The following is a 22,707-nucleotide window of genomic DNA, read 5'->3' as shown; positions in this document are numbered from 1 at the left end:
TCAGCGCCTTTTTTCTATCGAACAAGCTTGTTCGATACAAAAACAACAAAGCCACTCATTAAGAGTGGCCTTGAACTGCAAGTCTAATCATCTAGATGTTAAATGCTCTACTAGCCAAAAGATGCCCAGATAACCGTTGCGACTAAAATTGGGCACACGAACTTCACATACATTGGCCAAACCTTACCAAACCAACCAAGTTGAAAGTCAGGACAACCTTGCTCAAGCTCTTTCACTTTTGACGCTCGGCTCCATACCCAACCACCAAACACACAGAACATCAGCGCAGCGACTGGTTGAAGGTACTGAGTCGCAATCATCGCAACCATGCCAAACATCGCAGCAAAGTTGTAAACAATCACCACACTGAACAGTGCGATTGCACCACCAATTACCCAACTTGTTGGCGTTCGTCTGGTCTTAAAACGCTCACTAACAAGAGCGACAGGGGCTTCCAACATTGAAATCGATGAAGTAAGTGCAGCAATCGTTAGCAATAAGAAAAACACAATTGCGAAGACCTGACCCAGCATACCTAAGCTATCAAACATCAAAGGCAGAACCGTAAATACTAGGGTATCAGAGCTCAGTAATGAGCCATCTTCAGCATAGATTTGAACACCTTTTTGCATCGCAACAAACATGGCAGGCATCACGACTAAGCCCGCAATAAAAGCAACCGCGGTATCAACTAAGGTAACGTTCATTGCCATTTTTGGCAGGTTCTCTTTCTTACTTAAGTAAGAGCCATAAACCAACATCGAGCAACCACCAATAGTGAGCGAGAAGAAGCCCTGCCCCATAGCTGCCAAAATCAGTTTTCTATCCCACACTTTCTCAAAGTCTGGAACGAGGTAATGCTTTAGGCCTTCCATCGCGCCAGATTGCGTCATGATGTAAACAAACAATAAGCCAAATAACACAAATAGCGCAGGCATCAAACGGGTCGACCATTTCTCGATCCCCTGCTTAACACCGCCCTGAACAATCAAGATAGTCAGCACATAGAATGCGACGGTACCAAAAACATTGCGCTCAACACTGAAGCCTTTAAACCAATCAGCAGCGGCCTCTAGACCAATCAGGTCAGCGACAGCACCAATTAGGAAGCAGATCAACCAACCACCGACAATGCTATAAAACGCTAGCACTGCACTTGGAACACTCAACCCAATCCAACCGACAAATTCACCGACTTTCTTGCCTAACGGGTTTGTAGTCAAAGAACGCATGCTATCGACAGGATTTGCTTGACCATGTCGACCAATAGCCATCTCAACCACCAGCATCGGGAAAGCAACCACGAAAATCATAATTAGGTAAACAAGCAGAAAAGCACCACCGCCGTTACTGGCGACTTGGGTTGGGAAACCCCAAATATTACCTAAGCCAACAGCTGCACCCGCCGCTGCTAAAATAAAACCCAAACGAGAGCTAAAGTGCTCTCTTGAAGAGGAAGATTGTTGGTCCATATTGCCGCATTAAAAATCAGTGAACTAGTTGAGAAGTACAGTAATCAAAAGCAATGATAGGCACAACTAATAAATGAGTGATCTTCTAGTTTTTACAACAAATACGCTATTTAGAACCATTAAATTAACAAATAACTGGTCTTATCGTTTACCGAAAAGCAGTAAAGCAAGGTTCAGGACTAGAGAAACAATGGATTGAATTGAGATGATTACTCGTCGTATTGTTCAATTTATACGAACAAAAAGAGCACCAAATGGTGCTCTTGTGACTTATAGTTAGATTCAGATTAGATCGTGAAGACTTGATAGTCTTTTAGGTTCGGAATGATTTCATGCAGCTGTTGCTCTTGTTCTGCCATCTCATCAAGAGAATCACAGAACTCATTCGCTTCCTCTTGCACTTGTTGAGAGTGTTCTTTCATGCGCTCTTCAACTTTAAGCTTTAATGCAGCCATGCTGTCAGCCAATTCAGTAAGATTTAAGCCACCATCTTGTTTCATTTTTTCTGACATCGCATTAAAAGCGCTAGAGATAAATTCTTGGTTAAAGATCTCCTTAGCCTTCTCGAAATCTTCAGACCAACCATTGGCCATCGAATCAAAACTGTCTGCTGGTAACACTAACTCGCCATCTTTGTAGTAACGAGCTTCCAGTTCATCAAAGTAGGTTTTCATTGACCCTTTTACATTATCAAATGATTCCGGTGAATCTAGGCTAGCAGCAATGTCATCAATAACGTCATTCGCTAACGCTAAGCCATCGTTAGCCATTTGTTTCGCTCGTGGCAAGTACTCACTCACTTTTTCGCGGTATTTCTCAATCGCCGCTTGTTGGTCGGCATCAAGCTCAACCTTCTCACCATGGATATATAAATCGTTGTTACCATCAAAAACGGCAGTATCACCATTCACTTGGTGGATTTCGACTTTCTGGTCATCGATTCGCAATTCATTTTTCAAATCAACTCGACACTGAGCAGCAAAAGTTGGCAGGCTCACAACAGAGATTACCGCTGTTAACGATGCGATTAATACACTGTTCTTCATAAACATTTTGTTTTTCATAAATACATTGTTTTTCATAACATCCTCTCATCAATCTGACAGATTACTATACCCTTGGTATATGCTTCTTTGTCAGAGAAACGTTTTATATATATCCGTTACTCAGTTAGTCGATAGATATTACTTCATAGCAAAACTGTTTATCTGCGACCTTAAACTCAATCTCATCACCGACTTCTTTCCCCATTAGAGCCTGACCAAAAGGTGCATTTTCCGTCACGATAGCAACTTCATTGTTATTCCACGTAACAGAAAGCCCACCGACTCTCGGCCCCATGAAAAAGTGTTTATATTGATCATGCTCGTCAATGACCACAACATAGCTGCTCACTGTAATCTTCTCACTATCACGCAGCACTAAGTTACGATAACACTGAATGTCACCTTCACACTCTTGCACTCTTACTGCTTGACCGTGAGCAAGATACGAAGCTTCTAGTGCCAATGTATCGTACTTATGCTCAGGCACTGTCTCTTCATCGGTCGCCGCATCAATAGCGCGTTGAGTAGCAGATTGTGCAATACGTAATCGGGATTCAAGTTGCTCTATGATTATTTGGCGAAGCTCAGACTTATTCATACTATTGGGGTGCTTTTGTATAGGAGCTACAGAATAGAATTAGGTACAATCAGGTGCAAGACATTTGATTCATCAAGCGACGCAATCATCAATAGGCGCCCGCTTTAACATCAATACGACACTTAATAACTCAGGTAGAACATAAATGATTGAGCAGAAGCTAAAACAAGTATTCGGATTCGACTCACTGCGTAATGGGCAAAAGCAAGTCATTGATAATGTTCTATCTGGTCACTCGACTGCCGCTATATTCCCAACAGGCTCAGGCAAGTCGCTTTGCTACCAATTGCCAGCATTAGAGTTGCCGCACTTAACCTTAGTGATATCACCATTGTTAGCCTTAATGAAAGACCAGCTCAGCTTCTTACACAGTAAGGGAATAAGCGCGGCTGCAATCGAATCAAGCCAAGACAGACAAACCACACAACAGGTGATGCAATCCGTGCGTAACGGGGACACCAAAATCCTAATGATCTCTGTTGAGCGCTTGAAGAATGAACGCTTTCGTCAGTTTATCTCCCAAGTTCCCATCTCTATGCTCGTAGTTGATGAAGCACACTGTATATCAGAATGGGGACACAACTTCAGACCAGACTACCTGAAGCTTCCCCAATACCAAAAGCAGCTCAATATTCCACAAGTACTGCTACTGACAGCTACTGCGACGACATCGGTTATCCAAGATATGAAGTCGAAGTTTGAAATTGATGAGGAACGCGTTGTGGTTACGGGTTTCTATCGTCAAAACCTCGACCTGTCGATTCAACCTTGCGAACAAACCAGCAAACTAGAAACCTTGTGCAATGTCGTTAACCAAGCTTCTCTCGCTCCGACTATTGTTTATGTCACCCTTCAACAGACCGCAGAGGTGGTGGCTCAGCAACTCCGGAATGCTGGCGTTAATGCCGTGGCTTACCATGCCGGTCTTAAGCCTGAAAACAGAGATGCCATTCAGCATCAATTCATGAACGATGACGTGAACTGCATCGTGGCAACCATTGCTTTTGGTATGGGTGTCGATAAGTCCAACATTCGCCGAGTGATTCACTTTGACTTACCGAAATCGATCGAAAACTACTCGCAAGAGATAGGCAGAGCAGGCAGAGATGGGCAAGCGTCTGAATGTATTTTACTGGCTAACAAATATGGTTTGAGCACACTCGAGAACTTCGTTTTTGGTGATACGCCAGACAACATATCAATTCAAACGGTCTTAAAAGAAATATACGAAAACCAAACCATTACGGCTTCTGGCGCGAACCAATGGGAAATCATGCTCAACCAACTATCGCGTGAGTCCAACATTCGTCAGTTACCACTTAAAACGCTACTGGTGTATCTCGAAATTGAAGGCGTGATTGAGCCTAAATACAGCTACTTTGCTGACTACAAATTTAAATTCATACGTACTAAGCAGCAGATCACCGAACAATTCCAAGGCGAACGTCGCCATTTTGTGGAAGCAATTTTCCAATGTTCTCCTCAAGCAAGAGTATGGTGCCAAGTCGACTTCGACGCACTGTGGACACACTTCCAGACTGATCGTCAGCGTGTGATTGCGGCAATCGATTATTTCAATGAACAAGGTTGGATTGAGTTGGAAAGTAAGCAGATCACAGATGTGTATGCGATCCACAACACCACTGAAGACATGATGCAGTTATCGGAACGTCTAACTGAATTGTTTAAGGCAAAAGAGAACAGTGAGATAAACCGCCTTAACCAAATGCTGAGCTTCTTTGAGGCTGATACCTGCCTAAGCTCACGCCTAGCGAGTTACTTTGCCGATGATAAGGCACCAACAAACTGCGGTCATTGCTCTGTATGCCGTGGTGAAGTGGCAATTTTACCAACCGTCGATGTTGAACCCGTTGACGACGAGACCGTAATGACATGGACCCATGAATTCATTTCCGCAAGCCAACAATTGATCACCGACGAAGCCATTACTCGTTTTCTATCCGGAATCGCAACTCCACTTTCAACCAAGCTTAAAGCCAGCAAAATGGTTGGATACGGGAAGCTAGAGCAACAACCATTCAGTGATACGCTAGCGCGAGTTAAACAACTTCCTAGATAAGGCATCTTACGTATTGATATAGAAACTGACTAGACTACCAAGTCTAGTCGGTGCTTCTCAATACCATCTATTTTGACGCCCCTCTATTCGGATTCCCCTCCAAACTAGACAGCCTAAAAGAAACTCAACTGACGCATCTGGTCTTTGGGTTGTAGCATTACGCTTAAACCAAGCAGGCGTATTTCTCGCCCTTGCTGCCTTTTAAGTATCTCACTCAACAGTTCTTTAAAGTGCTCTAGATCGAGAGAGGCGTGTATGTGCTCAATAGTGGTTTGCTGGAAGTCGGCAAACTTGAGCTTAATGCCCTGCTTGATGATAGCTTTACTTGGGCTAGCTTTCTCTAGACGTGCTTCAAGCTCAGGAAAAAGATTGTCTTCAATTACCTGCCAACATTCTGCGTAAGTAGAAATATTCTGAGTAAAAGTTCGCTCCACGCCTACCGATTTTCGTTCACGCTCAATAATAACTTCTCTGTCATCAATACCATGACTGCGCTTCCAGAGTGATGCACCTTGACGGCCAAACCTGAGCAATAGATCTCGATAGTCAGATTCCTTAATGTCCTTACAAGTAAAGAAGCCAGCTTGATGGAGCTTTTCAATACTGACCTTGCCAACGCCTGGGATTTTTTCGAGTGGCAATTCATCTATCACTGATTGTACGTCTTGTGGAGGTATTACAAACTGACCATTGGGCTTATTCAGATCCGAGGCCACCTTCGCCAAAAATTTAATCGGCGCAATACCAGCAGAAGCGGTCAGGTTAAGTTCATTCCAGATATCGCGACGAATTGCTTCGGCAATCAGTGTTGCCGAGCCACGACACAGCGTCGAATCCGTGACATCAAGAAAAGCTTCATCTAAAGACAGAGGTTCAATGATGGATGTATATCGAGAAAAAATCTCGCGAATCTTTTTCGATATCTCGACGTAGACCGACATCCTCCCAGGAACAACCAACAGATTGGGACAAAGCTGCAGCGCCTTTCCCGTCGGCATTGCAGAACGAATACCAAACTTGCGAGCTTCGTAATTACAGGTACTCAAAACGCCACGCTGCTTTTCATGCCCCCCAACTGCAAGTGGTCGATTTCGGTAAGCAGGATTATCTCTCATTTCAACAGCTGCGGAATGGAACTACGAGGTAAAATTTGTAATTTTGATTATAAGTGAAGTTTTTTTCTTTCTAAACAATAGCTTTATTCAAAATAAATACTTACATATTCCACTTACAAGGGAATTCACAAAAATCGCAAGGTAAATGCCTCATCCCCACTTACATTTTTACCACTTCAGGGTCATCTGAGTGTTGGCCTTCCCCTCTTTAGTTTCCAACCCAACACTTAACCCTATCAAGCGAATTCCACGACCATTTGCTCGTGATAATGCTTCCTTTAATAAAGCAGAAAAAAACGATTTATCAATACTGGCTTGCTTATGTTCAACCGTTGTTTGCTGGAAATCATCGAATTTAAGCTTAATTCCTTGACGGATAATTCTTTTATCATGAGCAATCTTACTGAATCGTCTCACTAATTCATCATATAGTGATTCAATAGCTTCTAAGCATTCTTGTTCAGTTCTAATATCTTGAGCAAATGTCCGTTCAACACCAAGAGATTTTCTAATTCTTGTTGATGTTACCTCACGCCTATCAATTCCATGGCACCGCTCCCATAGAGAACTACCGAATTTACCAAACTGTTTAAGTAACATGTGCTGATCATAATTTTTGACATCAATCCCTTTGTACAAACCAAGGTTATTCAACTTTTCCAGTGTGACCTTCCCAACACCAGGAATTTTGCCTAATTCCAACTCGTCAACAAATCCCTCAATTTCATCTGGTGTTACGACGCAAATACCATTTGGCTTATTAATATCGGATGCGACCTTTGCAACAAATTTGATAGAGGCTACGCCTGCACTGGCCGTAAGATTTAATTCTGATTCGATGGCCTTACGAATATCCTCTGCGATTAGTGTTGCCGAGCCCCTAAATAGTTCAGAGTCAGTTACATCAAGGTAGGCTTCATCAAGTGATAGTGGCTCAATAAGGTCGGTATAACGAGTAAAGATCGCATGGATCTGCTTGGATACAAGCTTATACTTCTCCATATCTCCACCTATAACAGTTAAAGTTGGGCATAGTTTGAGAGCATGAGCGGTCGCCATTGCCGAGCGAACGCCATATTTTCGGGCAATATAGTTACATGTTGAGATCACGCCACGCCGATCCTGAGAGCCGCCAATCGCTAATGGTATATCCTTTAACTCTGGGTTGTCCCTCATCTCTACTGCGGCATAGTAACAATCAAGATCTATATGAATGATTTTTCTAGTCATAAAGTACAGTTTTTAGAAGCGAGAAGTTTGATCCAATGGAGATATGAGTTCATGTGCGATTTATAAGCACTTAGCAATTATACTTCATAGTAAACTACTGTATAGATTAACAGTATAGAGACTTGCAGACAATGGCTTAAATTAGTTCACTCTAACGCTTCATACGACTTCACGTCGCACGAGCACTTCTAAGTTAGCCCTGCGTAAGCCTCACTAACTCAGAAGTGGACAAAAATGAGTCAATGACTTTACTAAATTAGTAATTAATGGATAACTAAAAATATGGGAAATGAAAAAAGCCCTACTCTCAGATGGAAGTAGGGCATATCCCGAGTTAAATGGTTGCTTTAATCGATTTTAAGGCAGGAATTTTCGACATATAGACTATTAAGATTAAGGATAACGAAGCCGATGCTAACGATGCATATAAAGCCGTCTTAAAGTCAAAGTATTGAGCAATAAAGCCTGCAACAGAAGTTCCTAACATCATCCCGACTCTCATCATATTCGTATAATATGCCGAAGCCATACCCCCTTTATTAGGGAATGCATCTTGAATAAGAGTAATGCCTAATCCTACAAAAACCCCGTAAAACAAGCCATTAAAAGCCTGGCTCAAGATAAGAAGTGGGATCGTAGTTACATACTGTATTAATAAATAATAGATAACAGCACAAATGAAACCAAATACCATTAATTGGCTTTTTCCGAATTTTTCTGAAAATTTCGCAGCGTAGAGCATTACTGGTATTTCAAACATAGCAGTTACCCCTAAGAGTAGTCCTGGGAAATACATTGGTATACTTAGTTCTTGAGTTAAATATAATGGCATTGCCGTTATATAAACATGATTTGCTAAGTTACCTAATAAAATGACTAGACCTAGAATCAAGGCGATAGTTGGAATGGTTGAAGGTTGGCTTTTTAGTGGTGATGGGGTCTCAACTGCTTTGTTGAATGTCGGCAGGTATTTTGTCGTTAGAATAATAACAAAAATAGCTAGAGTAAAAGCAATATAAAAGTTGGCGATGTATCCCCACGAGTCTGCGACTATAAAAGCTAGAGCTGGGCCCGCAATCCAAACAACAGAAACACCGGAACGCATTTGCGTATTTAGACTAGTGATATTTTGGCCTGATTGGTCTGCAAACCTTTTAATCATAGATAATATCAAAGGTATACAGGCATTACCCGGCCCCATAAGAATTGTACCTACAGCTAATGCTTGCCATGGTTCAGTGACAAAAATAAAGGAAGCAGCAGAAATAACAATGCAGATAATTGATATTAGAAAGAGCCAGCGGTCGTTGACTCCTTTATCTGCCAATGAACCGAACAGTTGGCTAAAAAACATTCCAGAAAGCGCGAAGCTAACACTATAGTAAGCAATAAATGACGGGCTCGCACCAATACCGTCTATTAAGTAAATACTCATTATTGGTAAAATGAATGCATATGCCGTTGCTGTTAAACTATTTATTATAAATAATTTTCCAGAAACTCCTTTAATAAGGTTTCTCACTATATAAAACCTCTTAATGAAACTTTCTTGGGTGAGTTGAGTAGTTGCTCACTCACTTGGGCTGATAGACAATCTAGATCGGAGTGGGAAGCTGTTTTAACAATATTCCTATAACTAGTAGATGAGCAGGGGTTCTCTAAAAATTGGACTTCCATGTTTTCTCCATTTTGACGGTTAATGCTTTATGTGCAACGTGCTTACTATCTGGTGAGTCTATATTGTGGCCTTTCGTTTAGATTTTCAATATAAAATCCATCACATCGTTAAAGAGTGCACTGTAAATCATAGGTCGTGAGTGCGCTGCCTTCGAATAAGTTTTAGTAGGGTAAACGCACACCCTCTGAATTGTGTAGAGTATTTAATCTAAGAGATTTTGGGGCACAGGCTTTTCAGAAGAAAAGCCTGTGGCAGAACCTGTTTTTCAACAGTCTGTTTTCTCAGACAACCTCAGAGCGTCTTCTAGCTCAACGCCAAGGTATCGAATTGTGTTATCTAGCTTCGAATGTCCAAGTAAGATCTGTACGGCCCTGATGTTTTTCGTTCTGGCATAGATTAAAGTGGCTTTAGTGCGGCGCATGGAATGAGTGCCATAATAGCCAGCATTCAATCCCAATTTTGCAGCCCAGTTCCTGATAATTGAACGATAGAATGAGTAGTTGATAGGCTGCCCAGAGCGTCGGTTACTCGGGAATAGAAAACTGCTTGCCTCTAGTGATGCTGCAAAAACCCATCGGCTAATACTTTGCTGTGTTCTAGGAGTAATCTCATAGTGGACATCGGTGCCAGTTTTTTGCTGGATGCACTGAACCCTTTCATAGATAACTCCTTGCGAAGAAACATCGTAAACGTGTAGCTTCAGCAAATCACTAGCTCTTAACTTGCTATCTATAGCTAGGTTCAGTAGTGCAAGCTGCATCAGATCGTTTTCAATCTCCAGCCTAGTTCTGATCCGCCAGATCTCTTCAAGTTTAAATGGCCTTTTGATGCCACTACATTTTCCAGAAGATAACTTTCTCATGGTGACCTCCTCTCAGTGTTTTGGTCAACATGAAGTTTGGCAGTCACATTTAGTAGGGTTCAGTAAGATCTGAAACGTTGATGGACATTGGCGGTTTACTGGAAGTTAAAGATGATAAATTGGCACATTTTTCCTAGTGGAGTATATGATTATCAAATTTCATGACGAAAGTAACAGCATGCATTAGTACGTACTCATGATACTGAATCGTCAGATCCATGTCAGTTAACACAATTAGTAAAAGTACATCAGCTTCCAGCAAATCGTTTATCATGTGCCAATCTATTTCTTCAGCATCGGTCCGAGCTACCGATTCCCGCATCAATACAAGCAATTGTTTATAGCAGTTATCACCGTTCGCATTTGCGCGATCTATGTAGTCTAGAAGAACTGATTTTGTATTCATTCCTTAAGAATAAAGATGTTATCTTCAGTAAAAGGATGATATTTGACTGGTAAGTTATGACGGCTTTGGACATTTTTGAGCTAGCAGGATTTACTAGCTCTTTCGGGCCAGGAGCAATTCAGAACTAAAGTGTGGTATTAACGAGCCCCTAAGCCACGCCACCCAAAGTAAAAACGCTGAATTTTTATTGAGTTAAGCGGCTTGGTAAATAATAGGCCTATTCAAGAAGCCAAAAATGCCGATATTACCCGCTGTCTAAAAGCTCCGAGCCGAAGCTCATCAAACGCGCCAAGTGCGATATCAATATTATCAGTGTTCTTTGTTGTGCCATTCCATACCAGCTTAGAGCTAAGTCCTCCACGCTCTTCTAGCAACCCCTTTTCGCTCAGACGGTTGCGCTTAATATCTGGCTCGGCTTCTGCAAAATTTTCCCATTTTGCATATATACACGACTCAGGAATATCTTGTTCAATCCTTTCTGCATAGTCAATCAAGCTTCGTTCAGCAAAGGTGAATAACCACGCTTGTTGATTTGTCACGCCGTTCACACGAAGAATTCGCCCGAGCACCTGTCTGAAGTACAATTCGGTTTTGACTGAACTCATGTGACAACACACTTGAAGGCGCGGAATATCGGTCCCCTCACTAATCATTCCAACGCTAACAATCCATTGAGTATCGCTTCGTCTATAACGTTCAATCTCTGCTAAAGGCTCTTCATGCCGATAGGTCACTATTGAGATCGATTGAGCATACTTTTCAGAAAGTACCTTTTTAATTGTTTGTGCATGCTGAACTGATGCAGCAACAATTAACCCTCCAGCCGTCGGGGATCGAGAACGGATTTCTGCAAGCTTTTTGCAACCCAACCCAAGTAAGTACTCCATTGCATCTTCATTATGAATGATGCTTTGATATGAGGCCTTGGTCTGCTTAATCATTTCCAATATTGAAGAAAAAGATTCCACCTTCTCATCGTTCGTCACGGTCAAATGTTCATTATCAACCAAAACAATCTTAGGGGCTCTGCAAACCTTATCGCCGATTGCTTGTTTCAACGTGTATTGATAATCAACCAAAAGTATCCCGTCAGGATCGCTGTACTGTCCCAATACTATCGGCAAAGAGTCTGAACGCCACGGAGTCCCTGAAAGAGCAAGGGTATACGTTGCGAGTCCTTGAATCTTTGCAAGGACTTGTTGGCCCCAAACATTCGCATTTTCAATCTCTGTACCAGAGCAATGGTGTATCTCATCAAAGACCACAAAAACTCGATGATTTCTTAGCGTCAGCCAAAACTCCTCATTTAGAAATTGAATCGACTGATAAGTGAGAGATCGTCCAATAGAACCTAATCCACCATTAAAGGTACAATTAAGAATCTGTGAAAAGGTTTTCTTTATTCCGCTTGAAACCGTTAAAGAGGGAGAGAAACACAATACAAGGTCGATCTTGTCCTCTTGCAGCAACTTTGAAGCGACCGTCGCAGCCAATACTGTTTTTCCTGCCCCTGGAGTTGCTTGGCAGAAGAAGTGCTGCTGGTTTGAGCTGTATTTCTGTAATGCCTTCTCTGAGCATTCTGTCTGCCATTGTCTTAGCACGACTGGTTGTCCTCACAAAGTGTTTTGAGAACACTGGTGAGTACATTCACTCTTCCTAATAACTGCGCTGAATGCTCTCTTGCTTGCTCAAGAAGTGGAAGCAACCTCGGCTCGAGTTCAGGAAAGCGGCTACAGAGAGATTGATACTCATTAATCTCCCCAAAAACAATCTCTAGCTCACCTTTGTGCTGATTGCGTTCGTGCCTTAATACCGAGTAATCAGACGAGGTGGAAAAAGTAACCTTAGTGTTGTCTGATACAGTATCGATTTGAAGACCTTTAAATAAGTCTGTTTGAAAGTATCGTTTCTGCCGCCCCGTCCCTTCAACTCGAAGCCAATTGTTCTTCACCAAACGAAGGAGTTGTCGATAAACCTTACGACGAGCATCATCCGGATCAACATAGGAGTCATTAATCGAAACAAATGCATCTCTTAGCTCAACAACTAAAAAACCATCCATCTCTTTTTCAATCAATAGGTTGTGCATTTCATCACTGATTTTCAAAGAACGCTTCATGTACCGTATATACCACTAAAATACTAAGGATTGCTTAGTATACAGAAATCAGTAAAACTAAGAAAATCTTAGTTACCGTGAGATCAGAGACATGAAACTTAAGTGCCATTCGAAAACCCAATTCCAGTGCGGCTCAAAGAAGCCCGCAAAAAAGCAAACCTCTCTCAAAAAGCATTGGGAGTACGTATAGGTATGGATGAAAGCTCTGCTAGCCCTAGAATGAATCAATACGAGAAGGGTAAACACACCCCAGACGTACAAACCTTAAAGCTATTGGCAGATGAACTAGGTGTGCCTTTAAGTTACTTTTTCTGTGAAGATGCAAGCGCCGCAGAACTAGCATGTATTGTTTCTCAAATGACAGAGAGTGAGAGGAAAGAATTAATTTCATCATTGCTAGCCAAAAGTAAACGTGAAGTCTAGTTGCACTATCCAGACTTAGATTTGGTCTGCGGCCTGACTAAATAGGTGCTATTTAGGATCTTACTGTACAGCTTCTTGTTGACGGAGTTCAAAAGCGTAATTACCGAGTACGTCCACACATTACGCACACATTACGCCCACTCCCTAGCAAGAGTCTGGACATAAATAAGCTAGAGCCTAAAACCTAACGTGCCTATTTTGGATTAGTAAATGTATGCAAAACCACAGAACCTGATACAAATAGGCTTTTGTCAACTATATGTCACGATTCGAAAAGTAACGTGTAGGTGAATCACCATAGACCCGACGGAACATAGCGATAAAGTTACTGGGCGTAGAATAACCCAAAGCATATGCGACGTCTCCCACTGATTCTCCGCGTGCCATCATTTCTAACGAATGTATTAGCAGTATTTTTTGCCGCCATTCACTAAAACTCATGCTTAACTCACTTCGAATCAACCGTCTTAACGTCCGAGATGAGAGCGCCCCTATACTTGCCCAATGTTCAACAGAGTGCTTGCTATTTGGGTCTAATAAAATTGCTTGAGTTACTTTTTCTAGTCTTGGGTCTTTGGGCAATGGAAAGTAAAGTGACTCTTGAGGACTACTGACGATCTCATCAGAGATTACGGAAAGAACATGTAAACAAGGTGTAGATAGCTCCTCTGTTTTGCACCATGTCGATGCCCTAATCGATAGGACTTTCAAGACATCGCTCATTTGGATTACACAAGGTCTCATTGGGAACTTCTCACAGCTCTCTGGAGTAAACAGTAATGACCGACCTTTTAGAGAGCCACAAAAATAAACACTGTGCATCGCACCTGGGGGGATCCAACCCGCTCGATGAGGAGGTAGTACCCAAGTTCCTTCCTCGGTTTTCACCTGTATTAGCCCTTCATCTATACACAGTAGCTGGCCTCGATGATGACTGTGCCAATTATGCGGCCGTTGCTCCAACTGATTGAGGTCACTCCGTTCATGTTGCCACTCCTTAGCTATGAGCGCGGCTCCACTTTTCCATTCACTGTAATCACAGTTTGTCATTTTATTTACTTAATTCCATGTTGGCCATTATTCATTATTTTCTGTCCTCTTAACGTTACCATGGCAAGTTAGCGTTTGAGTAACATTTTAACAACGACCATTTTTATCGAAGGCAGAACCATCATGAACGAACCTATCTTTCTTATCTATTACATTACGGCAGGCTTGGGCATTGGCTTTCTCGCTGGACTGGTTGGTGTTGGTGGTGGAGGAATGGCCGTCCCTATTTTTGCGTTTCTGTTTTCAATACAAGGAATAGCTGACACAAAAGTGTTCCACCTTGCGTTAGGGACATCGATGGCTTCAATGATTATTACAACATTCGGTAGCATGCGTGCTCATTACAAAAAAAAGAATGTTGACTCTACCATGGTAATAAAAATGTTGAGCGGAGTTTTATTCGGGACATTTTGCGCTACATTCATAGCATCGTATCTACAGGGAGTCTATCTGGCAGGATTTTTCAGCGTATTCATGTTGTATGTTGCTTATAAGATGTTTCTAAACACTGAGCATGAGTACAATCCAAATCCACACGGATTCATCGGTAATGCCACAGTAGGCTCGGTGATTGGCTCTGTATCCGCACTTGTCTCTATTAGCGGTGCAGGTTTAATCATCCCTTATCTTGTCCAGCAAAATTTTGAGGTAAAACGAGCTATTGGCACATCTGCTGCGATAGGTTTCCCTATTGCGCTGTCTGGAAGTCTCGGGTACGTCTTAAACGGATGGGAAAATACAGATTGGAGCAACTTAGTTTTTGGATACATATACCTTCCTGCAATGATTAGCTTCTCCATTAGCAGTTACTTAACTACTAGCCTCGGTGTGCGTTGCGCAGACTACTTTCCAAGTAAAGTACTCAAGAAAATCGTTGGTATTCTGTGTGCTTTCCTAAGTATCAAAATGTTGATACAAGCACTGAATTAGGGTAAGCATAGCCATCAACAGGTCTTGTAACATGATGTGGGGGCAAAGGTGTGCTTGCCGTGATCAGCTTGAACACACCTCTGGACATTTCCATGTTACGATTTTTGATAATTGTCGGACGTTCAGATAAATTTAGCTAGAGCAAAAGGAAAGAGCTGACCCCGAGCACTTTCCTTAGCAGCGCTGGTTATACATCCTCAAGACTCACTCCAAATTTCTTGACTCTTCTTTTGTTTATTTCGCTTTCTGAGGCAATTCTTCGTAGTGCTTCTGTAGCTCTATTGGCAATCTCTTTTTGTTGATCACTAGCATTCCCAAACTGACCAAATTTCAAACATGTAGTCACAAAGGATGAAAGGTGCCTACCAACCTCGGACTTAAATAAATGGTAGTAGTCATCAACAGATGTATTTGCTAACACTAGTTCGTCGCTTTGATTCCATCCATTTTGACCTGCAATTCTGTCTAATACTTGTTTCGCTGTCTCGGTAGTGACAGACTGATTATAAGTATCGTTAAATTTATCTATAATTTCTTGATCCTTAATGTCACCAAAGAAATCATTCTCATCCATGTTAAATAGCTCAGTTTCATCTTTTCTATTTTCTATATATATATCAATGATTTCGCTTGCTTTATCCTCTTCACCCAACTCCCGAAATAGCGAAACAGTACCATTTAGATTTATGGGTGTAATATATTTACAGTTTTCCTTAAAGCTTTCGTACAATCCATTGACAACCTCATCGCCGTTGTCATTGAAAGTATCATGGTAGAGTCGCCAAGCTCCCGAGAAAGAGCCCTCAGATTTAGATGCGACTACTTCCTGATTTTTATTAGATGCTTTTTCTTTAAAATCTTCTTCGACGAAATATCCTGTTTTGACAGCTTCTGCCAACAATAAATCGAACTCGTCAGTAAGCTGATACCCATAAGCTTGTAGAGTAGTTTGCCACTTGTTATCTTGTTCACTGACTTCTTCATCCCCTATACCAAGAAGCGTATAGCCCTTACTAGTTATAAACTCTAAAGTTGGTATGTCCTCATTCGAATTTGAACAAAAATAACTCCATGCATAAAGCACTAAGGAGTGTATGACTTGATCTGATATTTCTGGCTCAAAATCTTCTACTAGAGGTAAAGACAAAGTAACCAATCTCTCGATTTTCTTAAGTATACGAATGTTTCGAATTCCGAGGCGTGTAGTCAACTCCCTTAACCTAGAATGACTGGGCGTTTCATCAGAGTAAGCTATTGATGCGCATTCTTCTGGGTCTGGCGCAAAAGCAAGCTCGATATCGATTACCTTTTCACGGTATTTCTCATAATCTTCGAGACCAGCTTCTCCGTCATTGAGAAGTAATACTACCTTACATTTCTTTTGTTCTTTTAGTAGTGATACCAACCCCAACACATCCTTTATTTCTAGTCCTTTCCCTTTTCTTTCCAAGTTATCTATGCAGATAAGCGTGCTATTCAGTGACAAAAATGAGACTGTCTCTATTGCAGGGCTGAATGATTTAACTATTGGTGCACCCTTTAGCAAATTAAAAGATTGCCTTCCAAATGATTCGATTAGGCTAGAAGTATTATTTTTGAAAGTGTCAATACTGGCCTCAGTACCAATAATTTCTTTCTTTATGACATTTTCGAAAATTGAATATTTAAAAGCTTCTAGAGAGTTGATACCAAAAAGGGATACATAGGAGTATCGTTCAAGGCTTATTTTATCTTCAGAGCTGGCATCTTTAAGAAACTTCTTCCAGCTAAACGTCTTTCCAACTCCCCATTCGCCTTTGATGGCCATAACCTCAGGTTCACTAGAGGATAGGAACTGAAAGATTTGTTCTTTGATCACTTCAACCGACATTGATTTTCCTTCAAAATGCATATTTGCTTATTAGCTGATAAATTGCCGTCTTTTACCCTGAATAATGCAGCCTTTCTCATATCGACTCAACTGGTAATCAACACGTTATGCCACATGAAGGGATGCGTGACTGCACAATGTTACCGAATCACGGGATGCTAATTTATCTGCTCAATCGGATAAGTTTGAGTAAAGCAAACTCACGTTAACAAAATGTAAAAGGGCAAAAAATCTAACGCACAATTGCGCATTTTCGAGCTATAAAATGCCATGTATTAAAATTCAGATCGTGACGCTTTTGGACAAAACCAAGTTAGAGTACTTACTTGGGCTTAGTGGGTTGAATTAGGGAGCGTAGGTTAAACCAAGCCAGCTATCACTAAATGAGGCGAACTTGGTCTAAGATCCCGATTGCGTTATTTAGCTCGCTCCACGGGAATTGCCGAGCGTGGGGGCTTTGGTTTAGAAAGCCAGTATTCATAAAAAACTACTGGCTCATTTTCACCTACTTTCTCAACGAATCCTAGACTCTCCAATAACTTCGCTGATGCAATATTCGCTTTTTCCACTCCACCAACTAACGTAGATATTAATTTCCGACTGGCACACCAATTGATAAGTCCATTGAGGAACTCTTTTGCATACCCTTTACACCAATACTCCTCCCCTAGCAGATAACCAATATGTACAGTTCTACAGTCGCCCTCATATAGAAAAAGGAAGCCTATTGTCAGGCTGTTATCGATACTCTTTACAACTAAAAACCTACTTTCAGAGGTCATTTTTTTGAACCAAATTTCCGCTAGTTCTAGTGATGATATGTCTTGAAAGAATGGAGGAAGAGACTTCACTACTTGGGGAGAAAGTAACTCAATTGTTCTAGACAATAAATTAGACTTAGACTTCGCATTAAGGTCTGAGCTAACTTCATCAACGGTAAGTCTAGAGGTTTTGAAAGCAATATTATGTTCACTTAAGTGGTGATTCATTGATGATTTCCTCGAAAATTATAATGCCACGGACAAGATGCCAAAGTCAGGCATCAGATACTGATGCTAACACCTTAACCACTTAGAGAAATGTCACACTAAACCTGCCAAGTGATTATCTCGTTAATGCGTTTATAGTTGGCGGCTTATTCATGTATCGACATCGTCTTTCTCTTCACAATATGCTCATCTTAGTTTATTGACACTGAATGCAACAGAGTCAATTTTAAGATAAAATCGGCAGATATTATGATCTATGACGAAGGAGTTGCTGATGAAACACGCCCATAATGTAAAAATCGATCACTTGGTTGGTTTGTCTTTTAAAGGGCATAATCAGACAGCCCATCATCCAGAACATCGACTGGCCTTGCTTACCAAAGGTGTTATCGAGATGGTTTATGGTTCAAATATAAAAATTGTAGCCCCTGCTATCGTAATCATTCCTCCTGGTGTACCCCATAAGACTTTAAGGGCCGAAAGTTTGGATATGTATTTAGTTTCTTTTTGTATTGGCTGTTTAGGGATTGATAAAGAAAGCTTATTGATGCAACCTTTTCAGCGAGTGACCGATGGCTCCCTTCCTACAGTGCCCGTGGACACGGAGCGGCTGCCTTTTTTGATTCGGATTTTAGAAGCCTTAAGTAATGAGAGCCAGCAATCAGGTGTTGAATCAACATCTCTGTTGCACTCCTATCTCTCAATCATCTTAGGTGACATATATCGAGGGATGGGCTTGAAGAACGACCAAAACCCAATCAGTAAATTAGCGTCAGAATCACTAAGATTCATTCATCAAAATTGCCACAGTGCCATTTCACTTAAAGAAGTGGCAGCTGCAGTGCACCGTGCTTCCTCCCATGTGGCAACCACAGTGAAAAAAGAAACTGGTTTTACAGTTGGAGAATGGATCTGTCAGGCCAGAATACAGAAAGCCTCGTATCGATTGTCTCATAGCTCCCTCTCTGTTCAGGCAATTGCGACCGAGTTAGATTGGAAAGATATAACGCATTTTATCCGCCAATTCAAAAAGGTGACGGGGAATACCCCCGCTCAGTGGCGAAAAAAACAAGCAACAAATCAAAGCAACTGAGTGCATAGCTCGCTGGTTTATTTGTGAAAACTACAACTACACTAACTGCTCTTTCTTTTTAGAAAAGATGAAAGGAAGCGTGATTAAAAACGCCATGAATTCAGCCAAGGGCATCGCCAGCCACACCCCCATCAAACCAAAGACTCTTGGTAATACCATTAAAAAAACCGCGACTAAAACAATGCCTCGAATTAACGCTAAATTGGTTGCTATCCTTACTTTTTCTATTGATTGAAAGTAGGCCCCGAGTATCAAATTTGCGCCCATAAAGGCTGTGGCAGGGTAGAATAGTAAAAGAGCTTGAGTCGCTAATTCGACCTCTTCAGGATTCACAACGTTGAACAGAGTGACAATGTGCCCAGCGAACAGGTAGATGAGTACGTAAGCCAACAGGCCTATCACAAAGGCAAATTTCAATGAAAAACTTAGTAGTTCTTCGATTCGTTGATGATTTTTTGCTCCGTAATTAAAACCAAATACGGGTTGTACCGAGAAAGCTGCGCCGACAAGGAATTTCATCACGAAAAATAGCGTGAAGTTAACGGTTGCCAATGCAGCCCCTGCTTCGTTTCCTCCTTGAGAAATCGCGGCTTTGTTAAACAATGCAAAAGCCAAGGCTCCTGAAATTTCCGAGATAAAAATAGGAAAACCTAATCCTATAACTCGTTTTTGTTCGCGATCGCGTATCCTAAACACATAATTTTCAAACGAAAGGTGTTTTTCACCAAGGTAGAAATGGTAACCCATATAAATGACGGCAACAGTTTGAGAGATACCCGTTGCAATAGCAGCACCTTTTATTCCCCACTCTAAAACGAGGACGAAGAAAACATCGAGCACGACGTTCAAAATACTGGATAGAATGTTTGCATTACGCGAAATATGGGGTGCTTTATCGTTATTAATAAAGAAGCTGAAACTAAATCGTAGGAAAAGCGTAGGCAAAAATATCGCCCAGTACATTACATACTCTTTTAGGTAAGGTTGGATATCAGCACTGGCCCCAAGTAGGCTAACCCATGTATCTATAAACGCCAGCAATACACAAGCTAATACGACGGAGATCAATACAGAAAAGCTGCAACTATAGTGGAAAACACGATTGGCTCCAGCGGATTGGTTTTCTCCTAGTTTTATCGCGACAACCATGCTGCTGCCAACGCCAATTAACATAGCAAGCGAGATTGCAACGAACAAAAGTGGGAAGCTCATACTTATGCCAGCTAACGCCATGGTACCAACGCCATAGCCCACAATAATGCCATCAGCCAATTGGTAAGCTGCCATTGTGAGCATTCCAGTTAGTGTTGGCCAATATAATTTGAAAAATAAGCGTTTTATCGGGTCATGTCCAAAATCCATGTAGTCCTCTCTTATCGGTATAATTTAGACAGACACTTTAACCTTCAAAAGGCAGGTTCTACAGAGCTATGATTCATTAAAAATCGGCGTATCTTCTGTTTAATGTGCGAGGTGATACTGTATACCTATCCAATAGTATGTATTTAATTGGCGGGCAAAGAGCACTAGTAATGGTTATAAGCAGGATTAACCAACCGATAAGAGCGGTAGTCAAATTTCAGATTGAAGTGATTTGGCATACCTTATCTACATTACCAAATCTAACCCTAATCACCGTTAACACGATATGAATGAGCAAGTGATCTAAATTGGAATGGGGCACAGGCTTTTCAGAAGAAAAGCCTGTTTCAGCTCCTGTCAGCAGTCTGTTTTCTCAGACAACCTCAGAGCGTCTTCTAGCTCAACGCCAAGGTATCGAATTGTGTTATCTAGCTTCGAATGTCCAAGTAAAATCTGTACTGCCCTGATGTTTTTCGTTCTGGCATAGATTAAAGTGGCTTTGGTGCGGCGCATGGAGTGAGTGCCGTAATAGTCAGCATTCAGTCCCAGTTTTGCAGCCCAGATCCTGATAATTGAACGATAGAATGAGTAGCTGATAGGTTGCCCAAAGCGTCGGCTACTCGGGAATAGAAAACTGCTTGCCTCTAGGGATGCTGCAAAAATCCATCGGCTAATACTTTGCTGTGTTCTCGGAGTAATCTCATAGTGGACATCGGTGCCAGTTTTTTGCTGGATGCACTGAACCCTTTCATAGATAACTCCTTGCGAAGAAACATCGTAAACGTGTAGCTTTAGCAAATCACTCGATCTTAACTTGCTATCTATAGCTAGGTTCAGTAGTGCGAGCTGCATCAGATCATTTTCAATCTCCAGCCTCGTTCTGATCCGCCAGATCTCTTCAAGCTTAAATGGCCTTTTGATGCCACTGCATTTTCCAGAAGATAACTTTCTCATGATGACCTCCTCTCAGTGTTTTTGGTCAACATGAAGTTTGGCAGTCACATTTAGTAGGGTTTAGGAAGATCTGAAACGTCGGTGGACAGAAACTTGACAGGCTGAACTCTGAAATATCAACTTAATTAATTCAAGGTTTGTGAGATTGTATGCTGCTCCCATTGAGTTTCTTTCCTTGCAATTATGACAGCGCACTGACACTATGTAAGCCTGTTGTCATTTTTGAGGTGTAATTTATGAAGGAATCTATTTATCTAGCTGTATATGACGGTATCTCTGATTGGGAGTATGGGTATGTCTTGGCTCATATCAACTCTCAAGAGTTTCAAGCTTTCCCTGACAGGTTTGAAATAAAGACGGTTGGGCGAAATAAAGAATCGATTAGAACTAAAGGTGGATTAACTGTAGTGCCAGATTTATCTCTCGATAAACTAAATCCCTCTGATGGTAAAATGCTTATTCTTTGTGGTTCAGATAATGCTGCTACAGGCGGTATTGATGATTTTGTAGATGCAGCCAAGTGTTTTATCGACAATGGTATTTGTGTAGCAGCTATCTGTGGTGCAACCGCTGCTTTAGCGAGAAAAGGTATATTAGATAATGTTCCGCATACTAGTAATGCAAAAGAATTTCTGGAAATGACAGGATATGCAGGTAGCCAGAACTATATCCAAGAACCCGTTGTATCGACAGACTATTTGATCACCGCAGGGGGTATTGAACCTATTGCTTTTGCGGCAGAGATATTCAGGAAGTTGGAGATCTATTCTGAAACTACGCTAGATTCTTGGTTGAAATTATTCGAACAACGGGACATAACTGGTTTTTACGAGTTAATGGAGAATTCCCTTCAATGAGTGACCCAAGACATGACCTCAGTACTTTAGCCCTAACTGTTTTTTCTTTAAATGGTCAGTTTTTATCAATAGCCGAGAATATTGCTTCTCGGGCAGATCTCACCGCAACTCGCTGGCAAGTGTTGGGGGCTCTTGTTAATGACCCTCTTACACAAGCTGAAGTCGCACGTCAAATGGGGATCACACGTCAAAGTGTTCAGAGAACCAGCAAACAGCTTATCGATGAAGGTATGTTAGAAACATTAGCAAATCCATCTCATCAAAAGGCTATGCTACTTCAGCTAACGCCAAAAGGTCATAATGCTCTGTCAAAAATAAGACCATTTCATAAAGCATATGCTGAGCAACTAATTGATACGGTTGGGGAAGAAAAAGTAGCTGAAATGGTCAAAGCCATAACTGAGCTATCAACCGCAATGAAAAGCCTTTAATCTATATGAGTGATACAGAGCGCCAATCATGAGAAAATGTAATCTGATTTCAGTGGCACGATTCGCCAACGAATAATCACTCTAACGTGATGTATGGAATCCACTCCCTCTCTGCCAGTCTACACTTAGCAGAGTGCCATTA

General features: G+C 41.5%; 20 protein-coding genes. 6 read left to right on the top strand and 14 right to left on the bottom strand.

Annotation, left to right across the window (positions count from 1 at the left end):
* Positions 1-110: 110 nt before the first annotated feature.
* From AB6D80_RS12215 to AB6D80_RS12205, 3 genes are all read right to left on the bottom strand, one after another.
* Positions 111-1,472, bottom strand: a complete 1,362-nt coding sequence (locus AB6D80_RS12215; RefSeq protein WP_012603370.1) for a sodium-dependent transporter — start codon at positions 1,470-1,472, stop codon at positions 111-113.
* 287 nt (positions 1,473-1,759) lie between these two features.
* Positions 1,760-2,554: a YggN family protein gene (locus AB6D80_RS12210; protein ID WP_372188626.1), complete on the bottom strand. Its 795-nt coding sequence runs from the start codon at positions 2,552-2,554 to the stop codon at positions 1,760-1,762.
* 88 nt (positions 2,555-2,642) lie between these two features.
* Positions 2,643-3,116, bottom strand: a complete 474-nt coding sequence (locus tag AB6D80_RS12205; RefSeq protein WP_009848382.1) for a GreA/GreB family elongation factor — start codon at positions 3,114-3,116, stop codon at positions 2,643-2,645.
* Positions 3,117-3,261: 145 nt separating this feature from the next.
* On the opposite strand from AB6D80_RS12205, the gene AB6D80_RS12200 reads away from it, so the two are divergent.
* The gene (locus AB6D80_RS12200; RefSeq protein WP_371995843.1) at positions 3,262-5,196 is read left to right on the top strand and encodes an ATP-dependent DNA helicase RecQ; all 1,935 of its coding nucleotides are present in this window, start codon (positions 3,262-3,264) and stop codon (positions 5,194-5,196) included.
* Between the two features lie 113 nt (positions 5,197-5,309).
* Here AB6D80_RS12200 and dinB (AB6D80_RS12195) read toward each other — a convergent pair whose 3' ends face one another.
* From dinB (AB6D80_RS12195) to AB6D80_RS12170, 6 genes are all read right to left on the bottom strand, one after another.
* A complete protein-coding gene (gene dinB, locus AB6D80_RS12195; RefSeq protein ID WP_372188624.1) occupies positions 5,310-6,311 on the bottom strand; it encodes a DNA polymerase IV in 1,002 nt (333 codons plus the stop codon).
* Between the two features lie 168 nt (positions 6,312-6,479).
* Entirely contained in the window at positions 6,480-7,541 is a 1,062-nt protein-coding gene (gene dinB / locus AB6D80_RS12190; RefSeq protein WP_102450176.1) for a DNA polymerase IV, read from the bottom strand.
* Between the two features lie 334 nt (positions 7,542-7,875).
* On the bottom strand, positions 7,876-9,063 hold the full coding sequence (locus AB6D80_RS12185; protein WP_069595323.1) for a sugar efflux transporter: 1,188 nt from the start codon (positions 9,061-9,063) through the stop codon (positions 7,876-7,878).
* 421 nt (positions 9,064-9,484) lie between these two features.
* Entirely contained in the window at positions 9,485-10,081 is a 597-nt protein-coding gene (locus tag AB6D80_RS12180) for a tyrosine-type recombinase/integrase (protein ID WP_372188622.1), read from the bottom strand.
* Positions 10,082-10,708: 627 nt separating this feature from the next.
* Positions 10,709-12,088, bottom strand: a complete 1,380-nt coding sequence (locus AB6D80_RS12175) for a DEAD/DEAH box helicase (protein ID WP_372188620.1) — start codon at positions 12,086-12,088, stop codon at positions 10,709-10,711.
* Positions 12,082-12,594, bottom strand: a complete 513-nt coding sequence (locus AB6D80_RS12170) for a hypothetical protein (protein ID WP_372130717.1) — start codon at positions 12,592-12,594, stop codon at positions 12,082-12,084. Before AB6D80_RS12170 ends, AB6D80_RS12175 begins: the two co-directional genes overlap by 7 nt.
* Positions 12,595-12,708: 114 nt before the next feature.
* On the opposite strand from AB6D80_RS12170, the gene AB6D80_RS12165 reads away from it, so the two are divergent.
* Positions 12,709-13,029 (top strand): helix-turn-helix domain-containing protein, encoded by a 321-nt coding sequence (locus tag AB6D80_RS12165; RefSeq protein WP_048662950.1) that lies wholly within the window; start codon positions 12,709-12,711, stop codon positions 13,027-13,029.
* Positions 13,030-13,284: 255 nt separating this feature from the next.
* Here the strand turns inward: AB6D80_RS12165 and AB6D80_RS12160 are convergent, their stop codons facing one another.
* Entirely contained in the window at positions 13,285-14,079 is a 795-nt protein-coding gene (locus tag AB6D80_RS12160; RefSeq protein ID WP_102582752.1) for a helix-turn-helix domain-containing protein, read from the bottom strand.
* A 123-nt stretch (positions 14,080-14,202) separates the two neighbouring features.
* Between AB6D80_RS12160 and AB6D80_RS12155 the strand changes: the two genes are divergently transcribed.
* Positions 14,203-15,009, top strand: coding sequence for a sulfite exporter TauE/SafE family protein (locus AB6D80_RS12155; protein ID WP_372188618.1), 807 nt, complete (start codon positions 14,203-14,205; stop codon positions 15,007-15,009).
* 187 nt (positions 15,010-15,196) lie between these two features.
* Here AB6D80_RS12155 and AB6D80_RS12150 read toward each other — a convergent pair whose 3' ends face one another.
* Both AB6D80_RS12150 and AB6D80_RS12145 read right to left on the bottom strand, forming a co-directional pair.
* Positions 15,197-16,879, bottom strand: coding sequence for a hypothetical protein (locus tag AB6D80_RS12150; RefSeq protein ID WP_372188617.1), 1,683 nt, complete (start codon positions 16,877-16,879; stop codon positions 15,197-15,199).
* Positions 16,880-17,295: 416 nt separating this feature from the next.
* A complete protein-coding gene (locus AB6D80_RS12145) occupies positions 17,296-17,868 on the bottom strand; it encodes a GNAT family N-acetyltransferase (protein WP_372188615.1) in 573 nt (190 codons plus the stop codon).
* A gap of 274 nt (positions 17,869-18,142) precedes the next feature.
* Here AB6D80_RS12145 and AB6D80_RS12140 point away from each other — a divergent pair, with 274 nt between their 5' ends.
* The gene (locus tag AB6D80_RS12140; protein WP_372188614.1) at positions 18,143-18,961 is read left to right on the top strand and encodes an AraC family transcriptional regulator; all 819 of its coding nucleotides are present in this window, start codon (positions 18,143-18,145) and stop codon (positions 18,959-18,961) included.
* A 36-nt stretch (positions 18,962-18,997) separates the two neighbouring features.
* On the opposite strand, the gene AB6D80_RS12135 is transcribed toward AB6D80_RS12140, so the two are convergent.
* Both AB6D80_RS12135 and AB6D80_RS12130 read right to left on the bottom strand, forming a co-directional pair.
* On the bottom strand, positions 18,998-20,323 hold the full coding sequence (locus AB6D80_RS12135; protein WP_372188612.1) for an MATE family efflux transporter: 1,326 nt from the start codon (positions 20,321-20,323) through the stop codon (positions 18,998-19,000).
* 357 nt (positions 20,324-20,680) lie between these two features.
* Entirely contained in the window at positions 20,681-21,277 is a 597-nt protein-coding gene (locus tag AB6D80_RS12130) for a tyrosine-type recombinase/integrase (RefSeq protein ID WP_017110074.1), read from the bottom strand.
* A 236-nt stretch (positions 21,278-21,513) separates the two neighbouring features.
* On the opposite strand from AB6D80_RS12130, the gene AB6D80_RS12125 reads away from it, so the two are divergent.
* Both AB6D80_RS12125 and AB6D80_RS12120 read left to right on the top strand, forming a co-directional pair.
* On the top strand, positions 21,514-22,134 hold the full coding sequence (locus AB6D80_RS12125) for a DJ-1/PfpI family protein (RefSeq protein ID WP_017110075.1): 621 nt from the start codon (positions 21,514-21,516) through the stop codon (positions 22,132-22,134).
* A complete protein-coding gene (locus AB6D80_RS12120) occupies positions 22,131-22,565 on the top strand; it encodes a MarR family winged helix-turn-helix transcriptional regulator (protein ID WP_017110076.1) in 435 nt (144 codons plus the stop codon). The genes AB6D80_RS12125 and AB6D80_RS12120 overlap by 4 nt, the downstream gene beginning before the upstream one ends.
* Positions 22,566-22,707 lie beyond the last annotated feature (142 nt).

It is taken from the genome of Vibrio sp. 10N.247.310.17 (assembly GCF_041466605.1).
Classification (GTDB): Bacteria; Pseudomonadota; Gammaproteobacteria; order Enterobacterales; family Vibrionaceae; genus Vibrio; species Vibrio tasmaniensis_A.
This window is presented reverse-complemented; position numbering and strand designations above follow the sequence as displayed.

What these genes read in the sequence shown, in the direction of transcription:
- AB6D80_RS12210 (WP_372188626.1), bottom strand. Translation starts at nt 2,554, where the DNA reads ATGAAAAACAATGTATTTATGAAAAACAAAATGTTTATGAAGAACAGT.
- AB6D80_RS12150 (WP_372188617.1), bottom strand. Translation starts at nt 16,879, where the DNA reads ATGTCGGTTGAAGTGATCAAAGAACAAATCTTTCAGTTCCTATCCTCT.
- dinB (WP_102450176.1), bottom strand. Translation starts at nt 7,541, where the DNA reads ATGACTAGAAAAATCATTCATATAGATCTTGATTGTTACTATGCCGCA.
- dinB (WP_372188624.1), bottom strand. Translation starts at nt 6,311, where the DNA reads ATGAGAGATAATCCTGCTTACCGAAATCGACCACTTGCAGTTGGGGGG.
- AB6D80_RS12200 (WP_371995843.1), top strand. Translation starts at nt 3,262, where the DNA reads ATGATTGAGCAGAAGCTAAAACAAGTATTCGGATTCGACTCACTGCGT.
- AB6D80_RS12125 (WP_017110075.1), top strand. Translation starts at nt 21,514, where the DNA reads ATGAAGGAATCTATTTATCTAGCTGTATATGACGGTATCTCTGATTGG.
- AB6D80_RS12160 (WP_102582752.1), bottom strand. Translation starts at nt 14,079, where the DNA reads ATGACAAACTGTGATTACAGTGAATGGAAAAGTGGAGCCGCGCTCATA.
- AB6D80_RS12135 (WP_372188612.1), bottom strand. Translation starts at nt 20,323, where the DNA reads ATGGATTTTGGACATGACCCGATAAAACGCTTATTTTTCAAATTATAT.
- AB6D80_RS12130 (WP_017110074.1), bottom strand. Translation starts at nt 21,277, where the DNA reads ATGAGAAAGTTATCTTCTGGAAAATGCAGTGGCATCAAAAGGCCATTT.
- AB6D80_RS12180 (WP_372188622.1), bottom strand. Translation starts at nt 10,081, where the DNA reads ATGAGAAAGTTATCTTCTGGAAAATGTAGTGGCATCAAAAGGCCATTT.
- AB6D80_RS12140 (WP_372188614.1), top strand. Translation starts at nt 18,143, where the DNA reads ATGAAACACGCCCATAATGTAAAAATCGATCACTTGGTTGGTTTGTCT.
- AB6D80_RS12155 (WP_372188618.1), top strand. Translation starts at nt 14,203, where the DNA reads ATGAACGAACCTATCTTTCTTATCTATTACATTACGGCAGGCTTGGGC.
- AB6D80_RS12120 (WP_017110076.1), top strand. Translation starts at nt 22,131, where the DNA reads ATGAGTGACCCAAGACATGACCTCAGTACTTTAGCCCTAACTGTTTTT.
- AB6D80_RS12215 (WP_012603370.1), bottom strand. Translation starts at nt 1,472, where the DNA reads ATGGACCAACAATCTTCCTCTTCAAGAGAGCACTTTAGCTCTCGTTTG.
- AB6D80_RS12205 (WP_009848382.1), bottom strand. Translation starts at nt 3,116, where the DNA reads ATGAATAAGTCTGAGCTTCGCCAAATAATCATAGAGCAACTTGAATCC.
- AB6D80_RS12145 (WP_372188615.1), bottom strand. Translation starts at nt 17,868, where the DNA reads ATGAATCACCACTTAAGTGAACATAATATTGCTTTCAAAACCTCTAGA.